This window comes from Desmonostoc vinosum (assembly GCF_059505385.1).
Window position 1 is genome coordinate 63,696 of the sequence record NZ_JCACKM010000229.1, and the last position, 24,612, is coordinate 88,307.

General features: G+C 42.5%; 19 protein-coding genes. 6 read left to right on the plus strand and 13 right to left on the minus strand.

Annotated elements, in window-relative coordinates; all coding sequences use genetic code 11:
* Nucleotides 1–182: 182 nt before the first annotated feature.
* The 3 genes from AC5JMF_RS26415 to AC5JMF_RS26425 form a co-directional block, all read right to left on the minus strand.
* On the minus strand, nucleotides 183–1,454 hold the full coding sequence (locus AC5JMF_RS26415; protein ID WP_495798674.1) for a class I SAM-dependent methyltransferase: 1,272 nt from the start codon (nucleotides 1,452–1,454) through the stop codon (nucleotides 183–185).
* A 14-nt stretch (nucleotides 1,455–1,468) separates the two neighbouring features.
* Nucleotides 1,469–2,029 carry a Uma2 family endonuclease gene (locus tag AC5JMF_RS26420; RefSeq protein WP_495798675.1) on the minus strand — a complete coding sequence of 187 codons (561 nt, stop codon included), beginning with the start codon at nucleotides 2,027–2,029 and terminating at the stop codon, nucleotides 1,469–1,471.
* A gap of 190 nt (nucleotides 2,030–2,219) precedes the next feature.
* Entirely contained in the window at nucleotides 2,220–3,404 is a 1,185-nt protein-coding gene (locus AC5JMF_RS26425; protein ID WP_495798676.1) for an NAD(P)H-quinone oxidoreductase subunit H, read from the minus strand.
* A gap of 203 nt (nucleotides 3,405–3,607) precedes the next feature.
* On the opposite strand from AC5JMF_RS26425, the gene rsmH reads away from it, so the two are divergent.
* Nucleotides 3,608–4,495, plus strand: coding sequence for a 16S rRNA (cytosine(1402)-N(4))-methyltransferase RsmH (gene rsmH, locus AC5JMF_RS26430; protein ID WP_495798677.1), 888 nt, complete (start codon nucleotides 3,608–3,610; stop codon nucleotides 4,493–4,495).
* Between the two features lie 145 nt (nucleotides 4,496–4,640).
* Here rsmH and AC5JMF_RS26435 read toward each other — a convergent pair whose 3' ends face one another.
* The 4 genes from AC5JMF_RS26435 to AC5JMF_RS26450 all read right to left on the minus strand — a co-directional run bounded on the left by AC5JMF_RS26435 (nucleotide 4,641) and on the right by AC5JMF_RS26450 (nucleotide 9,320).
* Nucleotides 4,641–6,647, minus strand: coding sequence for an ABC transporter ATP-binding protein (locus AC5JMF_RS26435; RefSeq protein WP_495798678.1), 2,007 nt, complete (start codon nucleotides 6,645–6,647; stop codon nucleotides 4,641–4,643).
* A gap of 29 nt (nucleotides 6,648–6,676) precedes the next feature.
* Nucleotides 6,677–6,898 carry a GrpB family protein gene (locus AC5JMF_RS26440; protein WP_495798714.1) on the minus strand — a complete coding sequence of 74 codons (222 nt, stop codon included), beginning with the start codon at nucleotides 6,896–6,898 and terminating at the stop codon, nucleotides 6,677–6,679.
* 241 nt (nucleotides 6,899–7,139) lie between these two features.
* Nucleotides 7,140–7,685, minus strand: coding sequence for a single-stranded DNA-binding protein (locus AC5JMF_RS26445; protein ID WP_495798679.1), 546 nt, complete (start codon nucleotides 7,683–7,685; stop codon nucleotides 7,140–7,142).
* A 369-nt stretch (nucleotides 7,686–8,054) separates the two neighbouring features.
* Entirely contained in the window at nucleotides 8,055–9,320 is a 1,266-nt protein-coding gene (locus AC5JMF_RS26450) for an FAD-dependent oxidoreductase (protein WP_495798680.1), read from the minus strand.
* Nucleotides 9,321–9,483: 163 nt separating this feature from the next.
* On the opposite strand from AC5JMF_RS26450, the gene AC5JMF_RS26455 reads away from it, so the two are divergent.
* Complete coding sequence (locus AC5JMF_RS26455; RefSeq protein WP_495798681.1) at nucleotides 9,484–10,839, plus strand: ABC transporter ATP-binding protein; 1,356 nt, start codon at nucleotides 9,484–9,486, stop codon at nucleotides 10,837–10,839.
* Between the two features lie 5 nt (nucleotides 10,840–10,844).
* The gene (locus tag AC5JMF_RS26460) at nucleotides 10,845–11,396 is read left to right on the plus strand and encodes a Uma2 family endonuclease (protein ID WP_495798682.1); all 552 of its coding nucleotides are present in this window, start codon (nucleotides 10,845–10,847) and stop codon (nucleotides 11,394–11,396) included.
* Between the two features lie 50 nt (nucleotides 11,397–11,446).
* Here AC5JMF_RS26460 and AC5JMF_RS26465 read toward each other — a convergent pair whose 3' ends face one another.
* The 5 genes from AC5JMF_RS26465 to ctpB form a co-directional block, all read right to left on the minus strand.
* A complete protein-coding gene (locus tag AC5JMF_RS26465; RefSeq protein WP_495798683.1) occupies nucleotides 11,447–12,142 on the minus strand; it encodes a response regulator transcription factor in 696 nt (231 codons plus the stop codon).
* A 184-nt stretch (nucleotides 12,143–12,326) separates the two neighbouring features.
* Nucleotides 12,327–12,644 carry a type II toxin-antitoxin system RelE/ParE family toxin gene (locus AC5JMF_RS26470; protein ID WP_495798684.1) on the minus strand — a complete coding sequence of 106 codons (318 nt, stop codon included), beginning with the start codon at nucleotides 12,642–12,644 and terminating at the stop codon, nucleotides 12,327–12,329.
* Entirely contained in the window at nucleotides 12,635–12,907 is a 273-nt protein-coding gene (locus AC5JMF_RS26475) for a CopG family ribbon-helix-helix protein (protein ID WP_495798685.1), read from the minus strand. The genes AC5JMF_RS26470 and AC5JMF_RS26475 overlap by 10 nt, the downstream gene beginning before the upstream one ends.
* A gap of 58 nt (nucleotides 12,908–12,965) precedes the next feature.
* Nucleotides 12,966–13,934 (minus strand): glycosyltransferase family 2 protein, encoded by a 969-nt coding sequence (locus AC5JMF_RS26480; RefSeq protein ID WP_495798686.1) that lies wholly within the window; start codon nucleotides 13,932–13,934, stop codon nucleotides 12,966–12,968.
* A gap of 180 nt (nucleotides 13,935–14,114) precedes the next feature.
* Entirely contained in the window at nucleotides 14,115–15,464 is a 1,350-nt protein-coding gene (gene ctpB, locus AC5JMF_RS26485; protein WP_495798687.1) for a carboxyl-terminal processing protease CtpB, read from the minus strand.
* Nucleotides 15,465–15,775: 311 nt separating this feature from the next.
* Here ctpB and AC5JMF_RS26490 point away from each other — a divergent pair, with 311 nt between their 5' ends.
* Both AC5JMF_RS26490 and AC5JMF_RS26495 read left to right on the plus strand, forming a co-directional pair.
* Nucleotides 15,776–16,465: a YdcF family protein gene (locus AC5JMF_RS26490; RefSeq protein ID WP_495798688.1), complete on the plus strand. Its 690-nt coding sequence runs from the start codon at nucleotides 15,776–15,778 to the stop codon at nucleotides 16,463–16,465.
* A 592-nt stretch (nucleotides 16,466–17,057) separates the two neighbouring features.
* On the plus strand, nucleotides 17,058–20,684 hold the full coding sequence (locus AC5JMF_RS26495; protein WP_495798689.1) for a tetratricopeptide repeat protein: 3,627 nt from the start codon (nucleotides 17,058–17,060) through the stop codon (nucleotides 20,682–20,684).
* Nucleotides 20,685–20,725: 41 nt separating this feature from the next.
* On the opposite strand, the gene AC5JMF_RS26500 is transcribed toward AC5JMF_RS26495, so the two are convergent.
* Nucleotides 20,726–21,145 (minus strand): hypothetical protein, encoded by a 420-nt coding sequence (locus AC5JMF_RS26500; RefSeq protein WP_495798690.1) that lies wholly within the window; start codon nucleotides 21,143–21,145, stop codon nucleotides 20,726–20,728.
* 411 nt (nucleotides 21,146–21,556) lie between these two features.
* On the opposite strand from AC5JMF_RS26500, the gene AC5JMF_RS26505 reads away from it, so the two are divergent.
* Nucleotides 21,557–24,532 carry a CHAT domain-containing tetratricopeptide repeat protein gene (locus tag AC5JMF_RS26505; RefSeq protein ID WP_495798691.1) on the plus strand — a complete coding sequence of 992 codons (2,976 nt, stop codon included), beginning with the start codon at nucleotides 21,557–21,559 and terminating at the stop codon, nucleotides 24,530–24,532.
* Nucleotides 24,533–24,612 lie beyond the last annotated feature (80 nt).

Consider the following 24,612-nt stretch of genomic DNA (forward strand, 5'->3'; position numbering starts at 1 on the left):
AAGTCACCATAATCAGAACTGAAAGTAAGATACCAGGAGTAAGTAATGTTACTAACATTAACAAGTCATGTGCAGACATAATTATGACTTTCCTAAGATTTTTGGAATCACAGTAATCACTGTTATGCTAGTCTAAATAACACTAATCCAGCATTCTTAAATAGAGTTTTAACTTTTGAGATTTACTTTCGCTCTGGCAGGGTCAATCCTTTAAGTGGTTGTTGAATTTCTTTATCCCTCAAGCCTTTGCTTTGAACTAGAACTCCAAAGTTACCTAGTCCAGTAGGGGCTAGAAATTGGTGTAGTGCATCCCGCCGTTGTAGTATTTGTGAGAGGGGTTGCTCCTGGTATGATAAAGCGGCGATGCGATCGCCTAACCCCAAGGCCATCAAAAATAATCCCTGCTGTATAAAACCAACTTTATGTAGACCGCACCGCTCACCCCAGTGTTCTAAAGCAGTAAAGTCAACATGGGCAGTAATATCTTGTCGCCCGATATTAATATATGGGTTGTCATGATGACGATGTTGATAATAGCACTGTAACGTTCCTTGCGATCGCCTGGGATTGTAATAACGGCTGGCGGGATAGCCATAATCAATTGTTAGCACATAGCCGTGTTGCAAGCGGTCTGCTACTATACTCAACCAATCAAGAGCAGCCAAATTAATCTCACTGCGATAACCATCTTCATAAGCTTTTGAGGTAATGTCAATTCCCACCAAATTGAAATATTCCCTCAGTTGCGGTGTAGAGGGTTCCCCGATGACTTCCGTAAATGAAATAGGGGAGTGGGGAGTAGGGAATGGGGAATGGGGAATTGGGAAATTATCTTTCTCCCCCAGCTTTTTTACTCCCTCATCACCCTCATCCCTCCCCATTACCACATAAATTTCTCGCACTTCCCCCTTTTCCAAAATGAATTGATGTACTGGAAAGGCATCGACTAATTCGTTTGAGAAAAAACAACCAGTAATTGAGTTAGATGGTATCTCTTCTAAATTACACCAGCGTACAGCAAACTCTTGTAAGCGTTGTTGTTGTTCTTGCTTCAAGGTTGGGGACTTTTCAACAATGATGTATTCTAGTGCAGCAAAAAAATCTGGAAATTTTAACTGATAATACTTGAGGATATGCGATGCCAAAATTCCTTGACCTGCTCCCATTTCTACGAGAGAAAATGGTACTGGTCGCTCTAAAGTCTCCCACATTTGCAACAATTGTTCTGCTAGTAACTCGCCAAAATCATTACTAAGATTGGGAGAAGTAAAAAAATCGCTACCTTGAAACCCAATTTTGACTGCATTGCTGGAATAATAGCCATGTTCAGGATGATATAGCACCATATCCATAAATTCAGCAAAAGTAATTCGCTGCTGAGAACTAGTGGTAATACGATGGGCTATTGCTACGCACAATGCAGGATTAAATTCGGAGTGAGGATGAATTTGCACGATTAAGTTTTATTCTATTTAACCTTTAACCAACTAAATATATCTGCTGGCGTAATTTGCCAATCTGTTAATTCATTAAGAACAGTCAGTTTATCATTATTATATTTTACTTCTGGCAATTTATTAGGTTGAAATACCATCACCGATTTGTCATTAAAGTCAATAAACCAACCTAATTTTGTCCCATGATTAATACAAAAAATAATTTTATCAATCACACGGTTAGGAAATTGTTCGGGTGATAAAATTTCAATTATCCAATCTGGATAAATTTCAAACTTATTGGCAATTTCTCCATCTTCATCAACAACAAGCCGTGACCACTCAAATACAGCAATATCTGGAACTAAAGAACGTCCTCCAAATGTGCAGCGTAACTCAGTTAATGCTAAAGCTTTTTTCTTAGGTTCACTTACCTGATTAATCTCCGTTGATAAACGAGTTTGGATTCTGTTATGTTTTCCCTGCGATATTGGTTTTTGATAGATTTTTGCATCAATATATTCGCTAGCTGGTTGAGTTTCTGGTAATTGCAGAAACTCTGTTAAAGAAATATTAGATGATAATGTAACCATAAAAATTACTCCTAAAATAATTCAATTATATCTTTAAAGTTTTGTGTGAATTAAAAGCTTAATTTTGTAGGGTGCGTTATGGACACTAGTCCTAACACACTTCAGCTAACTGTTGATTATTAATACCGCTAAAAAATAGAGCAGTTGTATTACAATGCAACTGCTCTAAAAAAGTACTTGGATGGATTTTTTACCTATCTACTGATCCCATGATCACGTCAATACTACCGAGAATCACCACAATATCTGCAACCTTCATTCCCCGTAGCAAATGAGGCAGAATCTGAAGGTTGTTGAAATCCGCTGGGCGAATCTTCCAGCGTAAGGGGAAGACATTATCATCACCAACCAAATAAATTCCTAGTTCACCTTTGCCGCTTTCTACACGAGAATAGATTTCGCCTTTAGGAATCTTGAAGGAAGGAGAAACTTTTTTACCAATGTACTGATAATCAAAGGCATCCCATTCTGATTTTTTCCCGGCGGCTAGGCGCTTGGCTTCGAGGTTTTCGTAAGGGCCTCCAGGAAGTCCTTTAATCGCTTGGTTAATAATCTTTATAGATTCGCGCATTTCCCGCATCCGCACTACGTAACGGGCAAAGCAATCTCCGGTGGTTTCCCATTGTACTTCCCAGTCAAAGTCATCGTAACATTCGTAATGGTCAACTTTCCGCAAATCCCATTTGACCCCAGATGCACGTAACATCGGGCCAGATAGCCCCCAGTTGAGTGCTTCTTCGCGGGTGATGGTACCAATCCCCTCAACACGCCGCCGGAAGATGGGGTTATCGGTGACTAAACGTTCATACTCATCAATTACAGGTAATAAGTAATCGCAGAATTCTTGACACTTATCTACCCAACCATAGGGTAAATCAACTGCTACGCCACCAACGCGGAAGTAGTTGTTATTGACCATCCGATAACCTGTGGCGGCTTCCCACAAATCATAAATCATCTCCCGTTCGCGGAATTGGTAGAAGAAGGGAGTTTGTGCGCCTACGTCAGCTAGGAAGGGGCCAAACCATAACAAGTGGTTAGCGATGCGGTTTAACTCCAGCATGATGACGCGGATGTAGCTAGCGCGTTTGGGAACAGCGACGCCAGCCAGCTTTTCTGGGGCGTTGACGGTGACGGCTTCATTAAACATTCCCGCTGCGTAGTCCCATCGACTAACATAGGGAACGTACATTACAGTAGTGCGGTTCTCAGCAATTTTTTCCATTCCCCGGTGCAGGTAGCCGATGACTGGTTCACAGTCAATCACATCCTCGCCATCCAGGGTGACAATTAACCGCAAAACCCCGTGCATTGAGGGATGGTGTGGCCCCATATTCAGCACCATGGGTTCAGTGCGGGTTTCTATTCTAGCCATAGATTTGAGTGTTCTCCCGTTGTGAAAATTTGGAATTGAACCGCGTTAGATGCCAACCAGACCCGATTTTTAAGCCTGCCAAGCCAAAATCAGGGCTGTAGAGCAATAGTTTATGTATTGCTCATACAGGAGTATGTTGAAGGTAGGGAGGCAGCGTGGATTTGATTTGATGTTTCATTTTGTTGCACTTCTTCAACTATTATATGGAGCTAGAGATTCAGGGAATTGAAGCACAGGAATTTTTTCATCTACCAGTTTTGAGTCGGCAGGTGATTGAGGGTTTGTCTGTGCGTCCCGGCGGGCATTATTTGGATGCAACGGTGGGTGGTGGTGGTCACAGCCGCCTCATTTTAGAAGCTAATGCGGATGTGCGTCTGGTGGCAATAGATCAAGATGAGGATGCTTTGGCGGCAGCACAGAAGCAGTTGGCTGAGTATGAAGAACGTCTAGAGTTTATCCTCAGTAACTTTGCTGAGTATAAGTTTCCGTCTGCTAGTTATGATGGGATATTGGCTGATTTGGGGGTGAGTTCTTACCATCTCGACCAGCCGGAACGGGGCTTTAGCTTTCGTCACGCTGCGAGTTTGGATATGCGGATGGATCGGCGGCGATCGCTCACTGCTGCTGATGTGATAAATTCGTGGGATGAGCGGGAATTAGCCGATATTTTCTTTAAATATGGTGAGGAACGATTATCGCGGCGAATTGCCAGACGCATTGTAGAAAGACGCCCGTTGCACACGACTGTTGAATTAGCAGAGGCGATCGCTTCTTGTGTTCCTCCCAAATACCGTTATGGTAGAATTCACCCAGCTACTCGTGTTTTTCAAGCGCTGCGAATTGTCGTCAATGACGAGTTAAAGTCTTTAGAAACCTTTTTAGAAAAAGCACCAAACGCCCTTGTCCCTGGCGGCAGAATTGCCATCATCAGTTTTCACAGCTTAGAAGACCGTTTAGTCAAGCATGGTTTAAGAAATTCACCTTCGTTAAAAGTCTTGACAAAAAAGCCAATTATTGCTGATGAAACGGAAATTGCGAGAAATCCGCGATCGCGTTCTGCTAAATTGAGAATTGCACAGAGAGTAGTGTAATTGCAACGTTTTGTTAATTACGAATTACGTTAGCGTCAGCGGTAGCGAGTCCTCGAGCGTCATTACGAATTACGAATTATTTAAGTTGCTTTATCTCGTAGCTCAGAACTGCTACGAACATGCTCAATAAAAATCTAATTGCTACTTACAAAACCTTAACCTGCCGATTTTGCACGCGTTCGAGACTACCAGTAGGAATTGAGGCAATTAATTTTTGTGTGTATTCTTCTTGAGGTTCTTGGTAAATACTTTCGGACGTACCTTGCTCGACGATTTTACCGCGATTCATCACTAAAATGCGATCGCTCATAAATTTCACCACGCTTAAATCGTGAGAAATAAAGATATAGGTGAGTTGAAAATCTGCTTGTAGTTCTTTCAATAAATTCAATACTTGCGCCTGTACCGATACATCCAATGCGGAAACAGATTCATCACAGATAATGAATTTGGGGTTTAATGCTAAGGAACGGGCGATACAAATCCGCTGACGTTGACCTCCAGAAAATTGATGCGGATAACGATTCATTGCGTCTGCATTTAATCCTACTCTTTCTAATAGGTAAACGGCGCGATCGAGTTGTTCTTTTTTACTGTTACCAATGGCATGAATCTCCAAAGGTTCTATAATTGCAGCTCCTACTTTCATGCGGGGGTCAAGGGAACTGAAAGGATTTTGAAAAATAATTTGCATTTCCCGCCGCAATTTGGGCATTCTGTACCCTTTGAAGGTTTTGCGCTTTTTCAACCCCATCTGCAAATTTATCCCCAATTTCATATCATCTCGTGACATGAATGAGTCATTAAATGATAGTGATATTGAAGGCTGATAACCAAATGCATCGATGATTTCTGTAATATCCTGCCCATCAAAGATGATTTGACCACTCATAGGTTTCATCAATAGTAGTAAGGCTCTGCCAAGAGTGGTTTTACCACAACCAGATTCTCCTACTAAACCCAATGTTTCCCCTGGTTTAACATCAAAAGAAACGCCATCTACGGCCATATAATAGCGTTTTGTCCCACCAAATATACCTTTGACTGGAAACCCAACTTTTAAATCCCGAACTTGGAGTAGAGGTTGTGCTTTTTCCAGATTTACTAATCTTTGATTGATGTTTTCGGTGCTGACTTCTTGAGATTGTGGTGGTTCTTTTGCCTGAATTACTAATTGTCCTGTTGCTGTTTCTTCTACACTCATGTAGTCAGCAACAGTGAGTAATTTTTGAGGGCGACGGTTAAGTGTAGGGCGACAAGCAATTAAGCCTTTAGTATATGGATGCTGAGGACTGCTAAAAATTTGCTCTGCTGCGTTGTACTCGACAATTTTACCCCTGTACATTACCGCTACTTGGTCGGCAATCTCTGCAATTAATCCTAAGTCGTGGGTAATGAAAATCATTGCCATGTTGCGGCTTTGTTGCAGTTCTCGCAACAAGTCGATGATGGTTGCTTGGACTGTGACGTCTAAGGCGGTGGTTGGTTCGTCAGCAATCAACAATAATGGGTTACAAGAAATTGCCATCGCAATCATTACCCGTTGCAACTGACCACCAGAAAGTTGGTAAGGGTAGCGTTCTAGCATTGATTCTTTGTGCTGCTTGACCAACTGTGCTATTTTTTGCTCATCTATAGTTGGTGAATCTGCATTGATTTGATCCCAAGTTTCAATATATTGGTTGCGGATCTGTTCATCGCTAGGTAATAATTTTACTTCTTGCAAACCTGCGATCGCAATTCGTTTGGCTTCAGCGGCTGATACATTTTGATGCCGCATTATTGCTTCAGTAATTTGAAACCCAATGGTATAAACTGGGTTGAGTGAACTCATCGGTTCTTGAAAAATCATGGCGATATCGCCACCCCGGTGTAGCTGCATTTGTTTGGGAGGTAATGCTGCTAAATCAAGTGGTGTAGCGTTCTCTTGATGACGAAACCAAATTTCACCAGCAGTAATTTTGCCAGGGGGTTGTAATAAACCCATCACAGCTAGTGCTGTTACTGATTTGCCGCTGCCCGACTCTCCCACTATTCCTAAAGTTTCACCTCTTTGCAACTGAAAGGAAATACTATCTACAGCTTTGATGCTGTCACCATCGCTGGAAAACTCAACTTGTAAATTGCGAACTTCTAGGACATTTTCTCTCATGGGAGTCGGGTATTAATCTTGGCTGAAATTTATCTGATTTTAACAGTGGTTTTGGGTGTTGCTGAGTGAAAAAATGAATTATGCTCACGCAGAGCCGCAGAGACACAGAGAATAAGAGTTTGGGAGGTTAAATTTTTAGAAAGTTGATTGTTTGATGCTATCACTACATTTATGTTAATAATTGGTTTTGCCGCTAGACCAGGTACTGAAGTGCTACCAATATGTTCTATGGCTAAGCTAAATCTTCCAATTTATTTGCAATGATGCTTTTGATTTCAGAAAATATCTGAGACTATTGAGGATCATAGTCTACAAGCTCAACAATACGCCTTTTACTAGTTATTATTGTTAATTTTGTCGTAAAAGTTGCCAAGATATTGCCACAATTGAGTATATTTATTTAGTAAAATCAAATTGCCTAATCCATAAATATCAGGATAGGCAGGATGTCAAGATGATGAAAGCTTCAAACTAAATTGTAAAAATAGATACCTAGAATGGGATATCGTCCATGCTGGGGTCTTCTGGTGTTGGTTGGGGATAATTTGTGGTTTCGGGTGTTGGTGCTGGAGGAATGACGCTAGTATTATTTGTTGCTGGGGTCGCTGCGGGACGTGGTGAATCCTCGTAATTAGGAGCATTTTTTGGGGAAGATGCTACTTCTGAGGATGGTTGTCGTGGAGTGGTTTCTGTGGCTTGTGGGTTCATTGTTGGTAAGGGATCAGTACTGAAACTGCCACCAACGGCTTGAATTTGTTGTACTGTTAATTCAGCGCGTTTTTCTTTAAAGCCTTCTGGACGCTCAATAGTATTCATACCTAAGCGCCCTACTAGAATGACGCGATCGCCTTGATGATATTTTTGCTCAATTTCTGTGGCCAAATTACCCCAACCGACAACTTTCAGCGTCGCTGGCGAGTCTTCTGCTCGCTGAGAATTGGGAAACTGTACAAGCATTTCTGTAACAGCTAAATTATCGGCTGTGTAGCGTAGTTGTGGCTCTTGAATAATTTCCGCCATCAAAACACAGTTGTTCATTACCATACCTCCTGATTAGAAAAACGCTGATTGAAAATAATTAATACTTTGACTCAATAGTTTACATTTTTTATAATTCTAAAGTTGATTCCTTGATTTGAGTCTTTTCTAGCATAAAAGCCAGGCGATCGCTTAGAAAAGTATCTGAGATACTATTCGTCACCTACACCTGACTAGAACGAGGATTGAATTCTGCATGAGTAGTATAATTGTACCACTTTATTGCAGAATTCAAAATTTAAAATTCAAAAACTGATTACCGAAATAGTGCTGAGTGGGGGATGAGGGGGATGAGGGAGACGCAAAGACGCGGAGAATAACCAATGACAAATGATAATTCCCAATTCCCCACTCCCCACTCCCCACTCCCTACTCCCCACTCCCTTGCACATGAACCGGGAAAACGCCTAAAGCAATTAACCGGGCTGGAAGATCACGCAAGATGGGTAAGCGTAATAAAAGAGGCGGAACAAAGGCACGATTTGAACTGAGAATTGGGGCAAATATCTGTTTTTGAATAAAAGTTTGAAATCCTTGAATAATGCGTGTGGGTAACTCACGCTGGCGTTGGACTTTGGCTAAATCACTGAGTTCTACATGTTTGTTTTGAAGTGGCTTGCTAAGTATATTCGCTGCTACTACAGCATCTTGAATAGCATAGTTGATGCCAACTCCACCAACAGGAGACATGATGTGAGCTGCATCACCAATCAACAGCAGTCCTGGACGATACCAGTGCTTGACGCGGCTAGACTCGACTGAGAGAAAGGCTACTTGTGACCAATCGTGTAAATTAGAAATGCGTTGGCTAAATTCTGGCACTATTTCAACTACGGATTTTTTTAATACTTCTAAACCAGTGGCTCGTAATTGTTGATAGCCGCCTTTGGGTATCACATAGGCGATTTGCCACTCATCACCACGGTTAAGCATTGCTAAAATATGTCCTTGCCCAAAGCGCCCCATTCCCGCTTCAGGATCTCCTGCATGGCGGGGTAGACGAAACCAAAGCACATCCATTGGTGGTGAGGTTTCGATTGATGTAAAATCACCCAGTTGCCTAAGCTTTGAGTGGCGTCCATCTGCACCCACGGTGAGTATCGCTCTAATTTCATGCCAACCACCATGTCCACGATAGCGGATACCTTGAATCACGCCATTTTCGATAATTAATTCTTGTACATTCGCACCCATCAACAATTGAAAATTAGGATATTGTCGCGCTTGTTCGGTGATGAACTCTAAGAATTTCACCTGTGGCAGCATTGTAATGTAGGGATAACGAGTTTTTAAGTGACTAAAATCTGCCAATGTGATTGTATCTTGGGGAGTTTGCACTTGGATTTGGCGCATCTTAGCGTGGGGTAATTGCAGCAAGCGATCGCTTAAGCCCAATTCCTCCATAATTTCCATCACCGATGGATGAATTGTATCCCCCCGAAAGTCACGATCAAAATCTTTATGTGCTTCTAGCAAAATCACAGAAATACCTTGACGCGCCAACAACAAAGACAAAATAGCCCCCGCCGGCCCTCCACCCACAATGCAACAATCTGTGTTTTGTACGTCTACAATGTCATGATTAGGATTAACACTTGGGTCTTGGGAAGGATTCGCGGGTACATCAGTATTCATGACAACACCTCCTAACAGCCCTAGCATCAAGGGTAATTTACTTTTTGTGATTCAATCTATTTTTTTAACTTTTCGTATTTACCGGGAACGTGTATCATGGGCGCTAAACTATCTTTCGTCATATAACTAATGACTAATGACCAATGACAATAAATAATTACTCGTGACGCAAGTTATTTTAGAAAATGTTTATAAAACTTTCCCTGCTCGCAAAGGGGAAGCCGTAACCTCACAAACTCAACTCCCAGCTGGCAAGAAAAGCGATGCCGCACCAGAACGTGGGGGAAGTGTAAATGTTTTGCGACGGATTAATTTGACGATCGCAGATGGCGAATTTATGGTGCTGGTAGGCCCTTCTGGTTGTGGTAAGAGTACTTTACTGCGGTTAATCGCGGGGCTGGAAGTGATGACTGGCGGTAATATTTGGGTAGGTGATCGCTTGATTAATGATTTGCCTCCCAAAGAACGAGACATTGCTATGGTGTTTCAAAATTACGCGCTCTATCCCCATATGACGGTGTACGACAATATCGCCTTTGGATTGCGTCGTCGGCAATTGGGGGAAAATCACCACTCCCCACTCCCCACTCCCCACTCCCCACTCTCTTTAGCAGAAAATCTCTTCGTAGGGATGACGCGATCGCTACCGAAGGGACTACGCTACATTTCCCAAAAAGAACGAGCGGTAGATGAACGGGTGCGTACTGTTGCTCAGTTGTTGCAAATTGAAGCTTTGCTCAGACGCTTACCCAAACAATTATCTGGGGGACAAAGACAACGAGTTGCATTAGGAAGAGCAATCGCTCGCAATCCTCAAGTATTTTTGATGGATGAACCACTATCTAATTTAGATGCCAAACTCCGGGCGGAAACTCGCGCCCAAATTGTCAAGTTACAACGCCAACTAGGAACAACGACGATTTACGTTACCCACGATCAAACAGAAGCGATGACAATGGGCGATCGGATTGCGATTATGTCTGAGGGTAAAATTCAGCAAGTCGCAGCCCCGTTGGAACTTTACAACAATCCGGCTAACCGCTTTGTCGCAGAGTTCATTGGTTCACCACCGATGAATTTTATTTCTGTAGAGTTTCATGCTCCCCTGTTAATTACTCATCCTCTGTTCCGTCTCACACTCCCAGAAGTTTGGGGAAAAGCCCTACAAAAATACGGCAAACAAACCCTAATTTTAGGGATTCGTCCAGAACATTTAAGCTTGAGTTTACCTGCTACTAAAAATCTCCCCGCGCAAGTAGATATAGTAGAGAATCTTGGTAATGATACCTTTGTGTCTGTCAGATTAGGTGAACCAGGAGAACATGAAAACCTCTCTTTCCCCACTTCCGACTCCCCACTCCCCACTCCCCATTTTCAAGTCCGAATACCATCTGAGCGATTAGTGCGTGTTGGCGAGCAGGTATGGTTATCACTAACTGCTGAAAAAATTCACTTTTTTGATCCTGAAACTGAGTTAGCGATATCTTCTAATAGTGAATTAGACATTGGGAGGAATTAATCGTCATGAGTGTGATAGTTGCGAAGTGGACGATTGATGAATATCATCGCATGATTGACGCTGGCATTTTGAGCGATCGCCAGGTTGAACTACTACAAGGAGAAATCGTTGAAATGTCACCAGAAGGCGAACCTCATGCTTATTGTAGTGATGAAGCTGGTGAGTATCTAGCAAAATTATTGGGCGATTATGCCAAAATTCGTCAAGCTAAGCCTATCACCCTACCCAACGACTCGGAACCAGAACCAGATATTGCTATTGTCCAACGTTTAGGACGTGAGTATCGAGAGCATCATCCTTATCCAGAAAATATTTTCTGGTTGATTGAGTATGCTAACTCCAGTTTAGAAAAAGATTTAGAAACCAAAAGCCAAATCTACGCCCAGGTAGGGATTTTAGAATATTGGGTTGTCAATCTTAAACAGCTAAATTTAGTAGTATTTCGAGAAATTTTAAATGGAGAATACGCAACTAAACTTACACTAACTGAAGGCATAATTCAACCGCTGGCATTCCCAGATATTTATGTTTCCATAAAACGAATTATTAATAGCTAATATTAATTCGTAATTCGTAAAATATTTAGTTTTCCCTGTTCCATTTCAGCTTATTTAGCTAAACCATGTTCTAAAGCAAAACGAACTAACTCTGTACGGCTATTAGTCCCAGTTTTACTAAACAAACGGCTGACGTATTTTTCTACGTTGCGGACGCTAGTTTCTAAGCGACGGGCAATTTCTTTATTCATCAACCCTTCAGCTACTAAATTTAAAACGCTTTGTTCTCTGGGAGTCAAATCAATTTTAAAAGGAGCTGGAGATTGAGAAATTGCACTTCTTTGAGTCAATAATGCTTTAATTTGAGCAATTTGATTAGCTAATTCGGCAATATCATGAGTTTCAGTCTCTTCTGATGTCGTTGCAGGCGTGGTGGCACGACGAGCAAGCAAGTTTTCGACTATTGCCACTAACTCATCTGGATCAAAGGGTTTAGGCAAATAAGCATCAACACCAGCTTGATAACCTTGGATGCGATCGCCTGTCATCCCTTTCGCAGTCAAGAATATCACAGGCAGCGCTTGAAAGCGGGGGTCTTCTCGCAGTTGCTTGAGGAACTGATAGCCATCTACCTGCGGCATCATTACATCGGAAATTACTAAGTCAGGTGTATTTTGTTGCATCAAATCCCAGCCTTCGCGGGCGTTACTGGCAACTTGAACGCTGAAACCGCTTTCTTGTAAATAGTCTCTCACGGCTTCCCGCAATCCCGGTTCATCATCTACCAGTAACAGTTGTGGTGACATTGAAAGTTTCCTTGAGTTTACCTTTTTCCAATTTAGCGAAAGTTGGCAAGCAATTGTTATTTATTGTCGAGAACTTGTACCGAGCAAAGTTGTACTGCTACGCTTAAGCAAGCTACGCGTAGCGTCTTTGACAGAAGAAGTATGGGGAACTTGTACTAAGTGGAGTCCAAGTATGGAGTATTGATTATTCTTTGCTCTCTTCGCTTTGGTCAAGAATAAAGTCAATATCTCGCATTCCTGGTAAGATACGCAGAATCTCTAAGCGAGTTTCCTTTACTCTGTACACTATCACATACACAGTTTTACCAATCTTTGGTGTGACTAATTCTCTTGTGCCAAAAACTCGTCCAGGTTTACCGAGATTTGGCATGACAATCAATTTTTTAATAATCTGCTTTAAACGTGTGCTAACCTGACTAGCAGCTGAGGGATTATTATCAACAATATACTCGCGGATGCTTACCAAATCTTCGACAGCAAGTGAGAGAAAAACTAAACGCATGGCGCAGGTTTTTCATCTTCTGTTCCCCAACACTCAAGCCAAGCCTCCACTTCCTCGCTGGCAATCCATTTAGCTTGTGGGCTATCAGCAATTTTCACGGCCTCTTCAATCTTTTGAATTTGCCAACTTTGCTGTTCTACATACAAAGCGATCGCTTCTGCGGCTAACCAAGACTTGCTGCGTTGTGTACTTTGGGCAAGAGCATCAAGTTTGGCTTTGATCTCTGGCGTTAATCGAACGGTGACAACTTCGCTTTGAGACATTTTAACTTTTTCATTTGTTATGGCATTGTGTATACATTGTATACAAGCGATTAAATTCTCACAACCAGTCAATTATCTTGGCATTTTCAGGCAATTTAGCGTCACGTTGCCCAGTGTATCGCGCTCTGGCTGTGAACAAACCGATGGGTGTATTTAATAAATCTACAAGAGTGGCTTTGCCTGCGATCGCTTTGAGACTTGCTGTTGGGACTTCTTTGACTAACCAACGTGCTAAGCGATAGCTGCATTCTTTGAGGGAAATTTCTCGCATCAAATCTATACCGTGGAGTTCGTGCAAATAGCGATTTGAGCGCCCATAGCGTTGCCATTGACTTCGCAGTTCCTGGAGTGTGGCGCGGTGGCGATGCTGAACAATCGCTTGGGGAGCAAATTCTAAACACCCGATATTTTCCCTCAAAATTCGCCAGCAGATATCTGCATCACCACCACTGGTAAGATAAGGACGAAATAAACCTGCTTTTTCTAAAGCGATGCGTCGAATTGCCAAATTCGCAGTTTGACCATAGGGACAAAAAGGATGCTTGAGAGTATGCTTTTGTGATAAAGTTTGCTCCCTATCTGCGTGTTGTTCTAGCAGATTTTTGCTTGGTAGAGGTAAAATTTCACCCACAACAATTATTATTTCTGGATTGACAAAAGGTTTAATTAATGCATCTAACCATTGAGGTTGTGGGCGGCAATCAGCATCACAAAAGGCGATAATTTTGCTAGAAGCGGCGCGAATGCCAGTATTACGGGCTGCGTAGGAGCTTTGGATTTGATTTTCGCTCAATGGGCGAATTGTAACTGGGTTATTTTCAGCGGCTGCTTTTAAGATGGTGAGAGTGCGATCGCTACTATTGTTGTCTACTAGCAAATACTCTACACGGTCTTGGGGATAATTTTGAGACAATAGACAATTAATTAAGTCTGGTAAATCTGTCTCACCGTTATAAATAGGAATAACCACCGACACCTGCGGTAAGCAGTTGTGAATGGTGGTTGCATCGACTGGTTGACTATTCATAAATCTGAGATGGGGGATTTGTAACTATTAAATAGTATTCCCGATCCCAAATGTTTGAAGCTCACAAAAAATAGTGCAACATGTCAACCCGTCAGCTTAATTTATATTTTATTTAATTCCATAAAAAACAAAATCCCCGACTTCTTAAGAAGCCGGAGATCTGAAAAGTTTGATATCAATTTAAAATTGCAAATCTCTAGCGCGAACACTCATCGGTTGGAAAGAAGAAGGTTGATTTACCGGAGGTTGGGCATAGTTGCGGGTAGATAGAATTGCGATCGCTCTGGCATATTGCGGATCGCTCTTAGTTCCCACTAGGTTTGGATTATAAGCCAACTGCCGCTCTTGTGCATCTGTCAGTTTTTGCTCAATATCTGGGGTGATCCCCTTGTGGTTGATATCCGTTCCCTTGGGTGTATAGTAATGGGCAATAGTGACAGCCAAACCTGAACCATCGGAGAGTTCATGAACCGACTGGACTAAAGCTTTACCAAAAGTTTGACTACCTACAACCACAGCTCGGTTATTATCCTTGAGCGCTCCTGTAAGAATTTCACTGGCACTAGCTGAATTACCATCCACCAATATTGCCAGAGGGCGATTTGTCAAAGCAGTGCGATTGGCTTTGGTTTCGTCGCTTTGTCCTTGTCGATCTACCGTCTTGACAATTGCACCATTATCCAGCCACATACGGGCAATTTCAATGCTTGCTTGCAACAAACCACCAGGGTTTCCCCGCAAGTCCAACACATAAGCATCGACTTTCTTGCTGTTCAAGTCACGAATAGCTCGTTGCATTTGTTCGGCTGCATGGGCGCTAAACTCTTGCAAACGGATATAGCCAACGCGCCGATTCCCTTCTTGTTTCAGGGTGTAACGCACCGTTGGTACTTCAATATTCGCTCTTGTGAGCTTTAATTCAAAGGGGCTGCGTCCTGTTCTTTGCAGACGCAAAGTGATGGGAGTACCTGCTTTACCGCGAATTAGTTTTGAGGCATCATCCACTTTCATCTTGAGGGTGGCTTTGCCATCAATTGCCACAATTACGTCACCTGCTTTAATTCCAGCTTTCAGGGCTGGAGAATTATCTATAGCTTCGACAACAGTCAACCGCTTGGTTTTTTCGTTTAATTCCATGCGAATGCCAATTCCAGAGACTTCTCCGGAGGTTTGGCTGGTTAAAGCTTCATATTGTTTGGGATCCATAAACCGAGTGTAAGGATCTCCTAATTTTTGTAAAGCTTCGCGGATAGCGGTGTAAGCTTCTTCAGTGGATGAATATTCTTTACTTAATAAGCTTTTTCTAACTGCTAGCCAATCTTGTTGATTAAACTTGCCATCAACGTATTCACGGTTTACTACTTGCCAAGCTTGATCAACTATTGTTTTTGGGCTATCTTGCATGGCTAGCGAAGCTCGGACGCAGCGAGTCCAAGCAGGGCCAAATACGGATAAAGCAGCAGTTGTGGCGATCGCTCCACCAATCAAGGCTACCTGGAGCGGTGAGTAACTTTTCGCAGATTGGTTCATGTATATTTAGCTGAAATAATTGTGTTGTTGACAGTTTAACAATCAGGCTTTCTAGAAATTTTTAAGTTTTTATACCCCAAACTCAGCTATGCTCCTCTCACCCTTTGACTCTGTTAGGATGCTGAAATTACTGCATTTGTTGTTAACAACCATTTCTCACTTTTCTTGCCTTTTCCGGAAGGCCAGAATAATGATGTGACACTTTGATTAGCGTCATTTCGGCATTTTAGATTACTTTTTTAAGATAGCACCTAGATAGGTAAATTGCAGGACTTTTAGAGTGTAACCAAATATGCTTTTTTACTTAAGTCATGAAACGTAAATTTAATATTAAATTACTTATTAGCTTTCAGGGAAAATTTGCTAAACTACGGAAATTGTTACAAATATTAGCTTACGGATTAAGCTTTTTTTTGGGCATCTGGCTAGTTTGTACGGCCATAACCTTAGCGATCGCGGTTTCCCAACCAGTAGACAGTTTTTTTGTGCTTGGTGGCAGTATTAGCCGGGAAATCTATGTTGCCAAATTGGCAAAACAACATCCACAAACGCCAATTTTAATTTCTCGCGGTTCGGCGGATCGCTGTTTATGGCTAATTTTTCAGCGGGAAACTGCGAGTTTACAAAACGTTTGGTTAGAAAAGTGCGCGAATTCCACTTTTGAAAATTTTTACTATAGTATTCCAATTTTGCACGCTTGGAAAGCGCATAAGGTAAGACTGATTACTTCTCCTACTCACTTACCAAGAGCTAAATTGCTCGCGCAGATTCTTTTGGGCGCTCATGGCATTTGGGTAGAGACAGAGATTGTGCCAGAGCAAGGCATTCCTGGCAATCGTGAATCTTGGCTGAAAACCGGATTGGATGTAACGCGTAGCTTGGTGTGGGCAGTTTTTAGTCAAGTCATTCAACCGCAATGCTCAAATGTAGTTCGACTTGCAGAGGTAGATATGCTGCATGAAGATGTGAAGTGTGAACATCAAGGTGGGTTGGAGAGGTGATGTTGTGTTTGGCGGAGGCTAGGGGATGAGGGGGATGAGGGGGGTGAGGTTTTTACGGTTTTTGCACAGATGCAGTAATTATTAGTGATTAATTAAATACCAGATAAGTCGCGATCGCAACTATGAGGTAGGGAACAGTTTTTACTTGCTGGTTGCAAAAACTGCAACCACAACAGGTATTGTTGGGTAGATTCATAAAATAACAATAAGTTTTCAGCAATAAGCTAAAAAACATCTAAATTACATAATCAAATTAAATAAAACTCTTGTGGGGTGGGCATCTTGCCCGCCCTAATTATGCAAGTTATATGTGGAACAGCTTACTGCTGAAGACAAATAAATAATTTACAAATGGTAGTATTTTTGTTTGCGTAATTATTAACTAGTTCCGTGGGTTTAAGTCCCCCGGTTCTATAATCGGCAAGTTTTGTAATGGGGATTTAACCCCAACACAAAACTTAATTACGTTAGCGTAGCGGTAGCGAGTCCTCGATAGCGTCAGCGTAAAGCCTACGGCATAGCTTCGCTTAGAGCGACACAGGAGCGTCGCGTCATTACGAATTACGAATTATTTAACTAAGTCCTCAAAGTGATGAAAAAAGTAAAGTTTACGTATATTCTCTGCTGTTATCTCGCAAATGTTACCCGCTATAGTCTAACTTTTTTACTTGGTTTGATTTTGCTAGCAGATGCGGTAGGGGCAAGACAAGTAAATACGAAGTTGCAAATAGCACAGCAATCAGGAACAACGCAACCAAATACTAAACAAGCTGCTGCACAGGCACAGCAGTTGATGAGCGAAGCAGAGAAGCTGTATCAACAAGGTACAGCAGCATCTAGACAACAAGCGATCGCAAAATATGAACAGGCGCTAAAAATCTGGCGGCAAATAGGCGATCGCAATTGGGAAGCGAATACACTTTTGAGCATCGGTACTCTCTACTTTACCCAGAATGACAACCAAAAGGCATTAGACTTTTTCAATCAAGGGCTAGCGATTAGGCGAGAACTCAAAGACCGTTTTGGAGAAGCTGTAATGCTTAGTTCTGTTGCAAGGGCCTTGTCTAGTTTGGGTGAAAAACAAAAAGCGCTTTCGTCTTACAACCAAGCACTGTTACTATTTCGGGCTGAAAAAAAACCTGATTTTGAAACAAAAACGTTAGTCAGTATTGGTCAAATCTACTTTCAATTAGGCCAAACGCAGAAGGCAGTTGATTACTACAATCAAGCCTTGGTAATTGAGCGTGCCCAGAAAAATCTCAATGAACAAGCTGATATCCTCAAGGATCTGGGCTTAATCTATACCCAATTGGGTGAACGTCAAAAAGCTTTAGACTTTTATAATCAAGCGCTGGAGCTTCAACGTCAAACAAAGAATTTGACTGGACAAGCCGATGTTCTCAACCAAATCAGCACTGTCTATTTCTCTGTGGGCGAGTATCAAAAAGCGCTAGAATCGTCCGAACAAGCGCTGAAACTGCAAAAGCAAGCTCAAGGAAATCTGTCTGGTACAGCCCTAGCATTGAACTTGAGAAATCAAGCTTTTACTCTCACGGGCATTGCTAGAGGCTATAATTCATTGGGCGAGCCTCAAAAAGCTATAGAATATTATAACCAAGCGCGATCGCTATTGCAAAAAGCAGGTGATCGTTATGGAGAAGCCGAAGTTCTCAATCTAATCAGCTTTGTCTACGACCAATTGGGAGAAAAGCAGCAAGCACTAAATTCCTTAAACCAAGCACTAGTGTTGCAGCGTGCCAACAAAAATCGTGACAGGGAAGCTTTTACGCTCTCGTTGATTGCGGGAATTTATAAATCATTCGGTGATTATCAGCAAGCACTCAACTCATACAACCAAGCCCTGGATCTCAGCCGTCAGGTGGGTGAGCGTTCTAGAGAAGCGGATACTCTCAAGGATATAGCTCTAGTATATAGAGCATTGGGTGACTACAAATTGAGTATTGAAACTTTCAATCAAGCACTAGAGATATTTCAGAAAATAGGCGATCGCGGCAGGGAAGCGCAAACTTTAGAGAACATCGGCACTGTTTACCGAACAACAGCAGAATATTCCAAAGCACTGGAATATTACAACCAAGCACTAAAGTTGGAGCGCGAACAAGGTGATTCTTTTCAGGAAATTGCCACACTGATTAGCATCACTAGAGTTTATGAATCATTGAAAGATTATCCCAAGGCATTTGATACAGCCAATCAAGCGCTTTTATTGTCACGTCAACAAAAAAACAGCTTGGGCGAAGCTGGTGCCCTTGCCTTGTTAGGCGTAGTATATCAAGCATCGGGCGATTATCAAAAAGCGCTGGATGCCTCTGTGCAGGCAACTTCTTTGATGCGGAAGATAGGTAATAAGTATGCAGAAGCTACTTATTTAGGTAACATCGGTAAGACTTACAAATCACTCAAGCAACCGCAACAAGCGATCGCCACTTACAATCAACAATTAGGATTGTGGCGAAATTTGGGCAATCGCACAGAGGAAGCTGACACACTCTACAATCTGGCAGTGACGGAACGCGATCGTGGCAATCTTACCACTGCTCTCCCGCAAATTCAAGCAACTATTAAAATCGTTGAAGATACACGTACTAAAGTCACTAGTCAAGAACTGCGTACCTCCTACTTTGCCACTGTCCAGAAGTATTACCAGTTCTACATCGATTTATTAATGCAACTGCACAAAAAAGATCCATCTAAAGGATACGACGCTTTGGCACTGCAAGCTAGCGAGCGCTCTCGTGCTAGGGGCTTGGTAGAACTTTTAACTGAAGCTAGGGTAGATATTCGTAAAGACGTTGACCCGAAATTACTCGCACAAGAACGGAGTTTGCAATGGCGCATCGAAGCTCAAGAGAAAAAACTTTCAGACCTAGCTAATAAAAATGATACTCAAAAGCAAGCGATCGCTGTGATTGAAGATGTCAAAAATCTCCTCGACCAACAGCAACAACTCAAAACCAAAATCCGCAATCAAAACCCTGAGTATGCTGCTTTAAAGTATCCTGAAGCTCTGACGTTACCTCAAATTCAACAGCAACTAGATAAAGATACTCTACTATTACAGTATTCCTTGGGTGAAGGACGCAGCTATCTTTGGGCTATCACTCCCAATTCTTTCGACACTTACGAACTCCCTGGACGTGAACAGATAGAAAAAGTAGCCAAGAATTTGTACAACAACTACTTAAAAAATCCAGGGATGCAGGGAGTTTCCCCAGAAGAAACCGCCAAAGCCGCCAATGAATTAAGTAAACTCATCATTGCACCTGTGGCTGATAAGTTGGGACAAAAACGCTTAGTGATTGTTGGGGATGATGCGTTGCAATACATTCCTTTTGCTGCATTAACCACAGGAAAATCTACAGCTTCACCAGATTATCAACCATTGGTAGTCAACCATGAAATTATCACTCTACCTTCTGCTTCCACAATTGCGATTCTTCGCCAACAAATACAGCGACGTGCCAAAGCCCCAAAAACTCTAGCCATTCTTGCTGACCCCGTATTCAACGCATCGGATGAACGCGTGACCGGCAAAGCTGCAAATACTACCAATGACCTTGATTTGCAATTACAAGAGTCTGCCCTGCAACGGTCAGCCAGAGGCGTTAACCGCAGCAACATTGAACGACTGCAAGGGACTCGCAACGAGGCGCAAGAAATTCTCAAACTTGTACCTAAAGATCGGAGTTTACAAGCTTTTGATTTTGATGCCAACTATAACTGGGCAACTAGCAAACAACTCAGTCAATACCAAATGGTGCATTTTGCTACCCACGGCTTCGCTGATAGCAATGACCCAGAGTTGTCAGGAATAGTTTTATCTTTAGTAGACAAACAAGGCAAACCGCAAAGAGGCTTTTTGCGACTCAACGAAATTTTCAACCTCAACTTTCCCGCCGAGTTGGTGGTGCTGAGTGCCTGTGAAACTGGCTTAGGTCAGGAAGTTCAGGGAGAAGGGTTAGTAGGGTTGACAAGAGGACTAATGTATGCTGGTGCGGCAAGAGTCGTGGTATCTTTGTGGAGTGTTGATGATGAAGCGACATCGTTGTTGATGAGGCAATTTTACAGCGAGATGTTGCAGCAAGGCAAAACTCCGGCAGCAGCTTTAAGGGCGGCACAACTCCAACTCTGGCAACAGGAACAGTGGCGAAATCCTTATTCTTGGGCGGGTTTTACTTTGCTTGGGGAATGGCGATAATTCGTAGGGGTGCGGTGTTTGTCAAAATATCGCTAAGTGAATTATTCGCGATCGCCATCATGTCGCATGAGATAATCTAAAATCCTGTCTAATCGTTCTATCGCAGCATTAGCTGATGCTTGTTGTTCAAGCATTTGCCCCTGTTGTTCAGCCATTTGTTGCTGCACAGCCGTCATCCTCTCCATACTTGCAGCTATAGAACGTTGTGATTCAAACAACCCTTGCTGTGATTCTACCAAAATTGATATTTGCTGCTCAACTTGGTCAACTCGCTCAGTTAGTCTATCCATTCTTCGAGCAATGACATCGACTGAACGAGCCAATTCTAGCTGCGCGGTGGTCAAAAATTGCGTAGTTTGCGATAGTTGTGCGAGTTGTCGGCTATTAGATTCTATCTGCTGACTATTGGATTGTATCAGGGCTTCGATGCGATCAAGGCGAGTGGTGTCTGAGTAGGTCATGGGTGAGCAAGAACTTCTGCACTAGATATATTTTACTTTGCTGTCAAATAGCATAAATTGCCAGTATTCAAGAGAAAATCAGCCTAAATTGAGTGAATACGTTTCAAAAACAGAAACCAGAAATGCGATCGCTCCTCGCCTCTATAAAATCAGAATAAATTTTCAGTAATATCTCCCAGAACAACTCAATAATTATTCCATGAGAGCAATGTCTCTTAAATAATTCGTAATTCGTAATGACGCGACGCTCCTGTGTTGCTCTAAGCGAAGCTATGCCGTAGGCTTTACGCTAACGCTATCGAGGACTCGCTACCGCTGCGAAGCGCGTAATTCGTAATTCGTAGTTAACAAGCAACTGCGTAAGCACTTGCTTAAATTCTCATTTCCCTTACACCCCAATCCCCCCAGTTGATGCAAAATAAACAGTGGATTTTCTGGTGCTTTTTACCAAACTTTACCCGTTGCGGTTTAACTTTGTTGTTAAGTGTAGTTTTGCTATCTGATAGCGTGAGAGCAACACTGAGCAATACACCATTGCAGATAGCACAACAGTCAACAACACAGCAAGATGCAACTCGCGCTGCTGCGGAACGACTCCTTCAAGAGGGGTTAGAACTTTACAAACAAGGAACAGCAGAATCGCTGCAACAAGCAACTAATAAATGGCAAGAAGCATTAAAACTTTGGCGGCAAGTCGGTGACAAAGTAAAGGAAGCCACTACCCTCAACAATATTGGCTTAGTCTACAACTTATTGGGAGACAAGCAAAAAGCACTTCTGTTTTACAATCAGGCATTACCGATATTGCGTGCAGTTGGTGACAGGGAAGGTGAAGCCACTATCCTCAACAATATTGGCTTAGTCTACAACTTATTGGGAGACAAGCAAAAAGCACTTGTGTTTTACAATCAGGCATTACCCATATTGCGTGCGGTTGATGACAAAGCTGGCGTTGCCATTACCCTCAACAATATTGGCAGTGTCTACTCCTCATTGGGAGACAAGCAAAAAGCACTTGTGTTTTACAATCAGGCATTACCCATATTGCGTGCGGTTGATGACAAAGCTGGCGTTGCCATTACCCTCAACAATATTGGCAGTGTCTACTCCTCATTGGGAGACAAGCAAAAAGCACTTGTGTTTTACAATCAGGCATTACCCATATTGCGTGCGGTTGATGACAAAGCTGGCGTTGCCATTACCCTCAACAATATTGGCAGTGTCTACTCCTCATTGGGAGACAAGCAAAAAGCACTTGTGTTTTACAATCAGGCATTACCCATATTGCGTGCGGTTGGCAACAAAGCAGTGGAAGCTGCGATCCTCAACAATATTGGCTTAGTCTACGACTCATTGGGAGACAAGCAAAAAGCACTTTCATATTACAATCAGGCATTACCCATATCGCGTGCAGTTGGTGACAAAGCACAGGAAGCCACTACTCTCAACAATATTGGCTTAGTCTACGACTCATTGGGAGACAAACAAAAAGCACTTGTGTTTTACAATCAGGCATTACCCATATTGCGTGCAGTTGGTGACAAAGCAGGGCAAGCCACTACTCTCAATAATATTGGTTTTATCCACTCCTCATTGGGAGACAAGCAAAAAGCACTTTCATATTACAATCAGGCATTACCCATGTCGCGTGCAGTTGGTGACAAAGCACAGGAAGCCACCACCCTTTATAATATTGCTTTTGCAGAACGCAACCAAGGCAACCTTCAACAAGCCCTTACTCAAGTTGAAACTGCAATTAAAGTTATTGAAGACTTACGCACCAAGATTGATAGTCAAGAGTTGCGTGCTTCTTACTTTGCATCACAGCAAGGCGTTTACAAGTTCTACATCGACTTGCTGATGCAGTTGCACAAGAAAGACCCATCAAAAAGATACGACGCTTTAGCACTGCAAGCAAGCGATCGCTCTCGTGCCCGTGGTCTAATAGAACTACTAACAGAAGCTAACATCGATATCAAAAAAGGTATTGACCCCAAACTGCTAGCAGAAGAACAACGTTTACAGTTGCTAGTTGATGCCAAAGAAAAACAACTCTCGCAATTATCAACTCAAAAAGAACCATCTGCCCAACTCGTCGCAGATACTAAACAACAGCTTGAAGACTTACTCAAACAACAGCAAGAACTAAAGGTAAAAATCCGCGCCACCAACCCTGAGTATGCAGCACTCAAGTATCCCCAGCCTTTGAACTTAAGTGAAATTCAGCAACAACTCGATAAAGATACTCTATTATTGCAATATTCTTTGGGTGAGGAACGCAGCTATCTATGGGCTGTCACACCCAATTCTCTCGATACCTACGAACTACCAGGACGCGAACAAATAGAGAAACTAGCCAAGAATTTATACAACAACTATTTTAAAAATCCTGGGATGCAGGGAGTTTCGCCAGAAGAAACCGCTAAAGCTGCTAACGAACTGAGTAAACTCATCCTTGCACCTGTGGCTGAAAAGTTGGGGCAAAAACGTTTAGTAATTGTTGGTGATGATGCTTTGCAATACATCCCCTTTGCCGCGTTAACATCAGGAAAATCAACAACAAATTATGAACCCTTGGTAGTCAACCACGAAATAATTAGTCTACCTTCCGCCTCAACTATTGCCATTATCCGCCAAGAACTCAAAGGACGCGCCAAAGCACCGAAAACTCTCGCTATTCTTGCTGACCCCGTATTTACTGCATCAGATGAACGAGTCACAGGTAAATCTACAAATACTGACAATGACCTCGATATAGAATTACAACAGTCTGCACTTAATCGGTCAACGATAAACATCAACCGTAGTCAAATTGAGAGACTGCCAAACACTCGCACTGAGGCACAGGAAATACTCAAGTTAGTGCCTTCAAATAATCTACAAGCGTTTGATTTTGACGCTAACTACAATTGGGCAACTAATAAACAACTCAGTCAATACCGGATGCTGCATTTTGCCACTCACGGTTTTTTAGATAGTACCAACCCAGAGTTATCAGGAATTGTGCTATCGCTGATAGACAAACAAGGGAAGCCACAAAAAGGCTTTTTGCGACTCAACGAAATTTTCAACCTCAACTTTCCGGCTGAGTTGGTAGTGCTAAGTGCCTGTGAAACGGGTTTGGGCAGAGAAGTTAAAGGCGAGGGATTAGTAGGCTTGACAAGAGGATTAATGTATGCAGGTGCAGCGCGAGTGGTGGTGTCTTTGTGGAATGTGAATGATGAGGCGACATCGTTGTTAATGAGGCAATTTTACAGTCAGATGTTGCAGCAGGGCAAAACTCCGGCGGCGGCTTTGAGGGCGGCACAACTCCAACTTTGGCAACAGGAACAGTGGCGAAATCCTTATTCTTGGGCGGGTTTTACTTTGCTTGGGGAATGGCGATAATTCGTAGGGGTGCGATCGCCCAAAAGGAGAAAATATTGTAGAATTTTAGTTACATGCGATCGTCACATGCATAAACAATT

What these genes read in the sequence shown, in the direction of transcription:
- AC5JMF_RS26460 (WP_495798682.1), top strand. Translation starts at nt 10,845, where the DNA reads ATGAGTGTGATAGTTGCGAAGTGGACGATTGATGAATATCATCGCATG.
- AC5JMF_RS26480 (WP_495798686.1), bottom strand. Translation starts at nt 13,934, where the DNA reads ATGAATAGTCAACCAGTCGATGCAACCACCATTCACAACTGCTTACCG.
- ctpB (WP_495798687.1), bottom strand. Translation starts at nt 15,464, where the DNA reads ATGAACCAATCTGCGAAAAGTTACTCACCGCTCCAGGTAGCCTTGATT.
- AC5JMF_RS26495 (WP_495798689.1), top strand. Translation starts at nt 17,058, where the DNA reads ATGAAAAAAGTAAAGTTTACGTATATTCTCTGCTGTTATCTCGCAAAT.
- AC5JMF_RS26505 (WP_495798691.1), top strand. Translation starts at nt 21,557, where the DNA reads ATGCAAAATAAACAGTGGATTTTCTGGTGCTTTTTACCAAACTTTACC.
- rsmH (WP_495798677.1), top strand. Translation starts at nt 3,608, where the DNA reads ATGGAGCTAGAGATTCAGGGAATTGAAGCACAGGAATTTTTTCATCTA.
- AC5JMF_RS26465 (WP_495798683.1), bottom strand. Translation starts at nt 12,142, where the DNA reads ATGTCACCACAACTGTTACTGGTAGATGATGAACCGGGATTGCGGGAA.
- AC5JMF_RS26470 (WP_495798684.1), bottom strand. Translation starts at nt 12,644, where the DNA reads ATGCGTTTAGTTTTTCTCTCACTTGCTGTCGAAGATTTGGTAAGCATC.
- AC5JMF_RS26435 (WP_495798678.1), bottom strand. Translation starts at nt 6,647, where the DNA reads ATGAGAGAAAATGTCCTAGAAGTTCGCAATTTACAAGTTGAGTTTTCC.
- AC5JMF_RS26425 (WP_495798676.1), bottom strand. Translation starts at nt 3,404, where the DNA reads ATGGCTAGAATAGAAACCCGCACTGAACCCATGGTGCTGAATATGGGG.
- AC5JMF_RS26420 (WP_495798675.1), bottom strand. Translation starts at nt 2,029, where the DNA reads ATGGTTACATTATCATCTAATATTTCTTTAACAGAGTTTCTGCAATTA.
- AC5JMF_RS26490 (WP_495798688.1), top strand. Translation starts at nt 15,776, where the DNA reads ATGAAACGTAAATTTAATATTAAATTACTTATTAGCTTTCAGGGAAAA.
- AC5JMF_RS26475 (WP_495798685.1), bottom strand. Translation starts at nt 12,907, where the DNA reads ATGTCTCAAAGCGAAGTTGTCACCGTTCGATTAACGCCAGAGATCAAA.
- AC5JMF_RS26450 (WP_495798680.1), bottom strand. Translation starts at nt 9,320, where the DNA reads ATGAATACTGATGTACCCGCGAATCCTTCCCAAGACCCAAGTGTTAAT.
- AC5JMF_RS26445 (WP_495798679.1), bottom strand. Translation starts at nt 7,685, where the DNA reads ATGAACAACTGTGTTTTGATGGCGGAAATTATTCAAGAGCCACAACTA.
- AC5JMF_RS26500 (WP_495798690.1), bottom strand. Translation starts at nt 21,145, where the DNA reads ATGACCTACTCAGACACCACTCGCCTTGATCGCATCGAAGCCCTGATA.